The following is a 6,850-nucleotide window of genomic DNA, read 5'->3' on the forward strand; positions in this document are numbered from 1 at the left end:
TCCGGGACGGAGGCCCATGTCCACAGAACGCAGCGACCGGCAGGTCGCCATCACCTTTGCCGCACTTACACTCGGTACTGCCGGTTACACGCTGCTGCAGTCGATGGTGCTGCCGGCCCTACCGGTCATCCAGCGGGATCTGCACACCTCCCAGACGACGGCAACCTGGGTGCTCACCGCCTACCTGCTGTCCGCCTCGGTCGCGACACCCATCCTGGGCCGCCTCGGTGACATGTTCGGCAAGAAGAAGATGCTCGTCGTCGTCTATGCCTCGCTGACCGCCGGATCGCTGCTGGCCGCGCTGACGAGTTCGGTTGGCGTGCTCATCGTCGCCCGGGTGATCCAGGGGCTCGGCGGCGGGCTGTTCCCACTGTCCTTCGGCATCATCCGCGACGAGTTCCCGGCCCGTCGGGTGCCCGGCGCCATCGGGATGATGTCGGGGATGCTCGGCATCGGCAGCGCGTTCGGCATAGTGATCGCCGGGCCGGTGGTCGACCACCTGTCGTGGCACTGGCTGTTCTGGATCCCGCTCATCATGTCGGCGATCGCCACCCTGACAACGGCGCTGTTCATCCCGGAGTCCCCGGTGCGCAACCCGGGACGGGTCAACCTCCCGGCCGCGGCGCTGCTGTCCGGCTGGCTGGTCGCACTGCTGCTCGGGCTCAACCGGGGCAGCGCCTGGGGCTGGACGTCCGGCGGCACGCTGGCCCTGTTCGGCGCGGCCGTGGTGCTGATCGTGCTGTGGATCCAGGTGGAGGAACGCTCCGCCGTACCGCTGATCGACATGACGATGATGCGTGTCCCGGCCGTGTGGTGGACCAACGTGGCGGCACTGCTGCTCGGCGTCGGAATGTACTCGACCTTCATCGTCATCCCGCCCTTCCTGCAGGCGCCCCCGGAGGCCGGCTACGGCTTCGACGCCTCGGTCACCACCTCCGGGCTGTACATGCTGCCCAGCAGCATGGCAATGATCATCATGAGCTCCCTGATCGGCAAGATCACTGCCCGGCGTGGGGCCAAGCAGCCGCTGGTGGTGGGTTCCCTGCTGGCCTCGGTCCCGTTCCTGATGCTCTCGGTGGCGCACCACGAGCCCTGGGAGTTCTTCGTCGCCACGACCATCCAGGGCATCGGTATAGGGCTTGCGTTCTCGTCCATGTCCAACCTGATCATCGAGGCTGTTCCGCCCGCCCAGACCGGGGCCGCGACCGGAATGAACGCGAACATCCGCACGATCGGCGGATCGATCGGGAGCCAGGTCGTCACCAGCATCCTCGCCTCCGGCGCGCTGGCGAGCGGGCTGCCGAGCGAGCACGGCTACAGTGTGAGCTTCGCGGTACTGGCCGTGTCGATGGTTGCCGCCGGGGTGGCGGCCGCGATCGTGCCGGTACGCCGGCAGCCCACCGGCACCCCGGCCGCCGGGGCCGCGGCCACCAAGAGCATGGCGCTGCCCGAGCCGCGCGGCGGCGCTCCGGCGACCACACAGTCCTGGTAGCGGCTGTATTCGCCGCGTGACCCTACTACCGTGTCGTCATGAGCAGGACCGCGGAAACTTCGTCCGTGCCCGCGCCGCCAGAGGTCACGGCGCCGGAACGGCTACGCTGCGACGCGGCACGAAACCGGGAACGGGTGCTGTCCGCGGCGTCCGAGGTGTACGGCGAGCGAGGCCCCGCCTTCACCATGGAGGAGGTCGCCAGCCGCGCCGGAGTCGGTATCGGCACCGTCTACCGCCGCTTCCCGACCAAGGGGGCGCTGCTGGACGCGGTCGCCCTGCCCTACCTCGAACGCATGTTGAGCCTGGCCAGGGCCGCCGGCGAACACCGGGAACCCGGCGAGCGCCTGGAGACGTTCGTGCGGACCCTCGTGGAACGGCACGCCAGCGAGGGGAGGGGCAACAGCCGGCTGTGGGACTCGGCCCTCGGCCGGCCGTTGCGGGAGGAGATCCACCGGGTGGTGGACGGCCTGCTGGAGGCCGCCCGCAAGGCCGGTCGACTGCGCCCGGACGTCACTTACCGTGACATCTCTGTTCTGTTGTGGACGGTGACCAGCCTGGTGGACGCGACCGACCGGGTCGCGCCGATGGTGTGGCGTCGCCATCTGGACCTGCTCCTCGACGGGCTGCGCCCGGGCGGCCCACGGCCGCTGGCCACCCCACCGGTCGATGCGCAGAAGTGGGAGCGGGTGGTCACGAGCTCCGCCGCGCTGCGCCTGCACTGACAGCCGGCCGGCTCAGCCTGACTGAGCCGGCCGCTGGTCAGCGCCGAGCCGGTCAGCGAGCGTTACGCTCGGCCCTTGTTCAGGCCTGGGGACGGCGTGGCCGCCGTCCGCGCGGCGCCGGGCAGCAGGCCGGCCTCGTCCATGCCCGTGGCCTGCTCCGGGGGCGCCGGCCGGACCGAGCCGCCCGAGCCGCCCGAACTGGCCGAACTGGACGTCGGCGCGGGGGCGGCCAGCCGGCCGGGCAGCAGGAAGGCGCATGGCACCGCGACGGCGGTGAGCGCCAGCGTCCACCAGAAGGTCTCCCCGAAGGCGTCCGCCAGCCCGGCCGCGTCCACCTGGGCGGATCCGCCCCGGGCGGCGATCCCGTGGGCGAGGACCACCGCGAGCACGGCGGTGCCGAGAGAGCCGCCGATCTGCTGGAAGATCCGTACCGCCGAGGTGGCGCGGGGGATCTCGTCCTGGCGCAGGCCGTGGTAGACCGCCGACATGACAGGGATCATCACCGCCGCGAGCCCGACACCGCGCAGGGCCAGGGACGCGCCGAGCAGCCACTCGCTGGTGTCGGTGCCGACCTGGGTGTGGGCGACAGTACCCAGCACGCTCAGCACCAGACCGGTCAGGACGAGCAGCCGGGTGGCACCCCGGTCGGCGAGCCGGCCGACCACGATCACAGCGATCATCATGCCGATCCCCTGTGGGGCGAGCAGCAGCCCGGCATCGACCGCGCTGCGGCCGCGGACCTGCTGTTCGTACAGCGGGAGCAGAAGCATCGCGCCGAACAGCGAGATCCCGGCGATGAACATGATCCCGGACGAGCCGGCGAAGGCGCGGCTGCGGAACATCCGCAGATCGATGATCGGTTCCACGGTGGTCACCAGGGCGTGCGCGATGAACAGGACCAGCAGGACCACGCCGACGACCAGCGGGACGATCGCCTCGACATCGCTGAAACTGCCTCTGCTGCCCGCCGCCGAGAAACCGTAGACGACCGCCGCCAGCGCCGGGGAGAGCAGCACGAACCCGCGGACGTCCAGCGGGTGCCGGCCCGGGATCCGCACGTCGGGCAGCCCCCGCCAGGCCAGCAACAGGGCGACCAGGCAGACCGGGATGTTGATGAGGAAGATCCAGCGCCAGCTCAGGTTGTCGAGGATCACGCCGCCTATCACCGGCCCCAGGATGGGCGTCACCAGGGCGGGCACAGCGACCGTGGCCATCAGCCGGCCCATCCGCTGTGGGCCGGCGGCCTGGGCGAGGAGGGTCTGCATCAGAGGCAGGAGCATGCCGCCGCCGACGCCCTGCAGCACCCGGAAGACGATCATGCTGCCGGCCGACCAGGCCACCCCGCACAGCGCCGACCCGGCGAGAAACAGTGCCAGCGACAGCATCCACATCCGCTTGCCGCCGAACCGCTCCACCGACCAGCCGGTCAGGGGGATCACCATCGCCAGGGCGAGCATGTAGCCGGTGCTGACCCACTGGATCGTCGAGATTCCGACGCCGAACGAGCGGCTCAGGGTGTCGATGGCAACGGCGACGATCGTGGTGTCCAGCTGCACGACCACCGTGCCGACCAGAATGATCCCGGCGATTCGGAGCAGCGCCGGGTCGATCCGGTCCGCTCTCGCCTGCCTCAGCTTTCGCGACTCGCTCGAATCATTCTTTTTGTTTGGCTTGTTCGCCCTGTTCTGACTGTTCGGTCCGCTCGGCTCGTTCGGTCGCCCGGAGGCGGTGGACGCCTGGGGTTCTGCCATCACGAGCCTCCGGAAATCAGGTGATATTTGGAGTGTCCTGGCGCGACGTGGACGGGCGGACACGCTGCCGTGCTTGACGATACACCGTATCGGTAGGCCGTACACCGTCTCTCAAGCGAGACGGTGTATCGATTCGTCGTACGCGGTATCGCCAGATCCGATCCGGCGATACCCTCATTGCGTGTCCTGCGAGCGCCATGCCGCGATCCAGGCGCCGACCGCCTCACAGCAGGCCGACCGGCCGCCGGTCGGCCTGCTGTGGACCCGCCTGGCCAAGGAGCAGAAGCCGGGGCTCACCCGGGACGCGATCGTCAACGCGGCGATCATGCTGGCCGACACCGAAGGGCTCGGCGCGGTCTCCATCCGTCGGGTCGCGGCGGCGCTGGGCGCCCGTCCAATGAGCCTCTACTCGCACATCCAGCGCAAGGACGACCTCTTCGAGCTGATGACCGACCAGGCCATCGCCGACGTCATCGTCCCCGAGCCGCTGCCCGCCGACTGGCGGGAGGCGCTGTGGACCATCGCCCAACGGACACGCGCTGTCACTCTACAACACCCCTGGATCGTGAAGGCCAGGGGCGCCTGGCCGCGGCTGGGTCCCAACGCCATCCGTCACATGGAGCAGTCCCTGGCCGCCGTCGCCAGCCTCGACATCGACCAGCGCCGCAAGATCTGCATCCTCAGGGCTGTGGACACCTACACGGTCGGCCACATCGTCTCCGAGCACCTGGAACAGCGCATGCCTCGGCGGGACGGCGAGAACGCCGCCGAACAGCAGCATCTGGCGCAGAGCTACCTTCGTACTCTCGTCGACACCGGCGGCTACCCCCATATCGCCGCCCTCGGTCCCGATCTCGCGTTGCTGACCGACCGCGGTGAGGCACAGCAACGGTTCGACGAGGGCCTGGAGTGGGTGCTCGCCGGCATCGCGTCCTCCCTCGAGCAGCTCCCACCCGGCACCCGCCGCCGCCCGGACACCTCCCACCCGGATGCCATGAGGGCGGGGCGGGGAAACGGCGTGAAACAGGGCCGCGCGGCGAACTCGTAGTCTCACCCGCCGCCGTCGGCGCGGTGCCGCGTCAGGGACGGCCGTCCGCCTGCCGTGATCCGTGATCCGTGATCCGCGGCAGCCCGGTCTGCAGCCCGGTCGTCATCAGCGACAGCAGACGGTCGGTCAGCTCCGCTCCCCCGGGCGTCCGCTCACCCGCCCAGGCGATCGCCGCCACCAGCGCGAACAGCTCCTCGGCTGTGACGTCCGGGCGGACGGCCGCGGACCGCTGGGCGCGGGCGAGCAGTCGCGCCGCGGCGGCGCGCATGGCGTGGCACGAGGCGTACAGATGCGAGCTCTCGTCGTGCAGCGCGGCCAGCACGGAGGCGGGCAGCCCGTGGTAGGCGACCGAGCGGGCGGCCATCTCCCGTAGCCAGCTGATCAGCGCGTCGCCCGGAGCCGGGGACGCGAGCAGTTCCTCCGCCTTCGTACGCAGGCTGTCGAAGCCGTCGCGCATCAGCGCCTCGACGAGCGCCTCCCGGGTCGGGAAGTGCCGGTAGAGCGTCCCGATCCCGACGCCGGCGCGCCGTGCGACCTCCCGCAGGGAGGCGTCGGTGCCGTGCTCGGCGAAGGCGGCACGGGCAGCGGTCAGCAACAGGTCGTAGTTGCGGCGGGCGTCCGCGCGCAGGGCCGGGTCAGCGGCCGCGGGCATGTCGCTCGTCGGCTTCGCCATGCGGTTCACCTCCCGATGGCATTCTCGCGATCGCGACAAGTCCGGGCCGACGGACCCGCAACGTTCGGCATCCGACACACCGCCCGAGTGCGCACAGTACACCTGCTACCGTTCGGCTCAACCTGACCGAAGGGCCGCACGTGACGGAGAGCACGCGGGGTAAGCCCCTGATCGTCGTGGATGGCGTTGAGAAGTCCTTCGGCGATTTCCGTGCCCTGCATGCGATCGACCTGACCGTCCACAGCGGCGAGGTGGTCGTCGTCATCGGCCCGTCGGGATCGGGCAAGTCGACGCTGTGCCGCTGCATCAACCGGCTGGAGACCATCGACGCCGGGCAGATCACGATTGACGGGCGGCAACTGCCCGAGGAGGGCCGCGCGCTCGCGCGGTTACGGGCCGAGGTGGGCATGGTCTTCCAGGCCTTCAACCTCTTCGCTCACAAGACGGCGCTGGAGAACGTCACGCTCGGGCCGACAAAGGTCCGGGGAACCCCGCGGAACGCGGCCGAGCGCCGGGGGCGGGAACTGCTCGACCGGGTGGGCGTCGGCGCGAAGGCCGGCAGCTATCCCGCCGAGCTTTCCGGCGGGCAGCAGCAGCGTGTCGCGATCGCCCGGGCGCTGGCCATGGACCCGAAGGTGATCCTCTTCGACGAACCCACCTCGGCGCTCGACCCGGAATACATCGCCGAGGTGCTCGACGTCATGGCCGAACTCGCCCGCGACGGCATGACCATGGTGGTCGTCACCCACGAGATGGGGTTCGCCCGGCGGGCCGCGGACCGGGTCGTGTTCATGGCCGACGGCGGAATTCTCGAGGAAGGCGCTCCGGCGGACTTCTTCGACAGCCCGCGGACGCAGCGGGCTCGCGACTTCCTGGCCCGTGTCCTCCCCCACTGAACCAGCCCGTGCCCCCTCCCCGCCACCCACAGCCGACATGATCCCCTCGGAAAGGATGACCATGCGGATTCCACACCTGTCGAGCAGGTCCCAGCCGCTCCAGCGGCACCCGCTACGGCGACGACGGCTGATGACGGCTGTGCTCGCCGGTGCCGTCGCGCTCGCCGCCGCCGGTTGTAGCAGTGACACGACCGGTACCGAGAACGAGACCCCGGTGAAGCCCAGCTTCGCCGCCGGCACCACGGCGGCGAAGCTCGCCGAGGCGGGG

The 6,850-nt window shown here is 70.4% G+C and carries 6 protein-coding genes; 4 read left to right on the forward strand and 2 right to left on the reverse strand.

Annotation, left to right across the window (positions count from 1 at the left end; all coding sequences use genetic code 11):
* Positions 1-16 precede the first annotated feature (16 nt).
* Positions 17-1,492 carry an MFS transporter gene (locus FrCorBMG51_RS05640; RefSeq protein WP_047222050.1) on the forward strand — a complete coding sequence of 492 codons (1,476 nt, stop codon included), beginning with the start codon at positions 17-19 and terminating at the stop codon, positions 1,490-1,492.
* A gap of 38 nt (positions 1,493-1,530) precedes the next feature.
* Positions 1,531-2,214 (forward strand): TetR/AcrR family transcriptional regulator, encoded by a 684-nt coding sequence (locus tag FrCorBMG51_RS05645; RefSeq protein WP_076842477.1) that lies wholly within the window; start codon positions 1,531-1,533, stop codon positions 2,212-2,214.
* Between the two features lie 62 nt (positions 2,215-2,276).
* Here FrCorBMG51_RS05645 and FrCorBMG51_RS05650 read toward each other — a convergent pair whose 3' ends face one another.
* Positions 2,277-3,776, reverse strand: coding sequence for an MDR family MFS transporter (locus FrCorBMG51_RS05650; protein ID WP_235433343.1), 1,500 nt, complete (start codon positions 3,774-3,776; stop codon positions 2,277-2,279).
* Between the two features lie 370 nt (positions 3,777-4,146).
* On the opposite strand from FrCorBMG51_RS05650, the gene FrCorBMG51_RS05655 reads away from it, so the two are divergent.
* The gene (locus FrCorBMG51_RS05655; RefSeq protein WP_047222052.1) at positions 4,147-5,013 is read left to right on the forward strand and encodes a TetR/AcrR family transcriptional regulator; all 867 of its coding nucleotides are present in this window, start codon (positions 4,147-4,149) and stop codon (positions 5,011-5,013) included.
* Positions 5,014-5,044: 31 nt separating this feature from the next.
* Here the strand turns inward: FrCorBMG51_RS05655 and FrCorBMG51_RS05660 are convergent, their stop codons facing one another.
* Positions 5,045-5,686, reverse strand: a complete 642-nt coding sequence (locus FrCorBMG51_RS05660; RefSeq protein ID WP_076842475.1) for a TetR/AcrR family transcriptional regulator — start codon at positions 5,684-5,686, stop codon at positions 5,045-5,047.
* 140 nt (positions 5,687-5,826) lie between these two features.
* Between FrCorBMG51_RS05660 and FrCorBMG51_RS05665 the strand changes: the two genes are divergently transcribed.
* Entirely contained in the window at positions 5,827-6,582 is a 756-nt protein-coding gene (locus tag FrCorBMG51_RS05665) for an amino acid ABC transporter ATP-binding protein (RefSeq protein ID WP_275452044.1), read from the forward strand.
* Positions 6,583-6,850 lie beyond the last annotated feature (268 nt).

The sequence above is a fragment of the Protofrankia coriariae genome (genome assembly GCF_001017755.1).
GTDB classification, from domain to species: Bacteria; Actinomycetota; Actinomycetes; order Frankiales; family Frankiaceae; genus Protofrankia; species Protofrankia coriariae.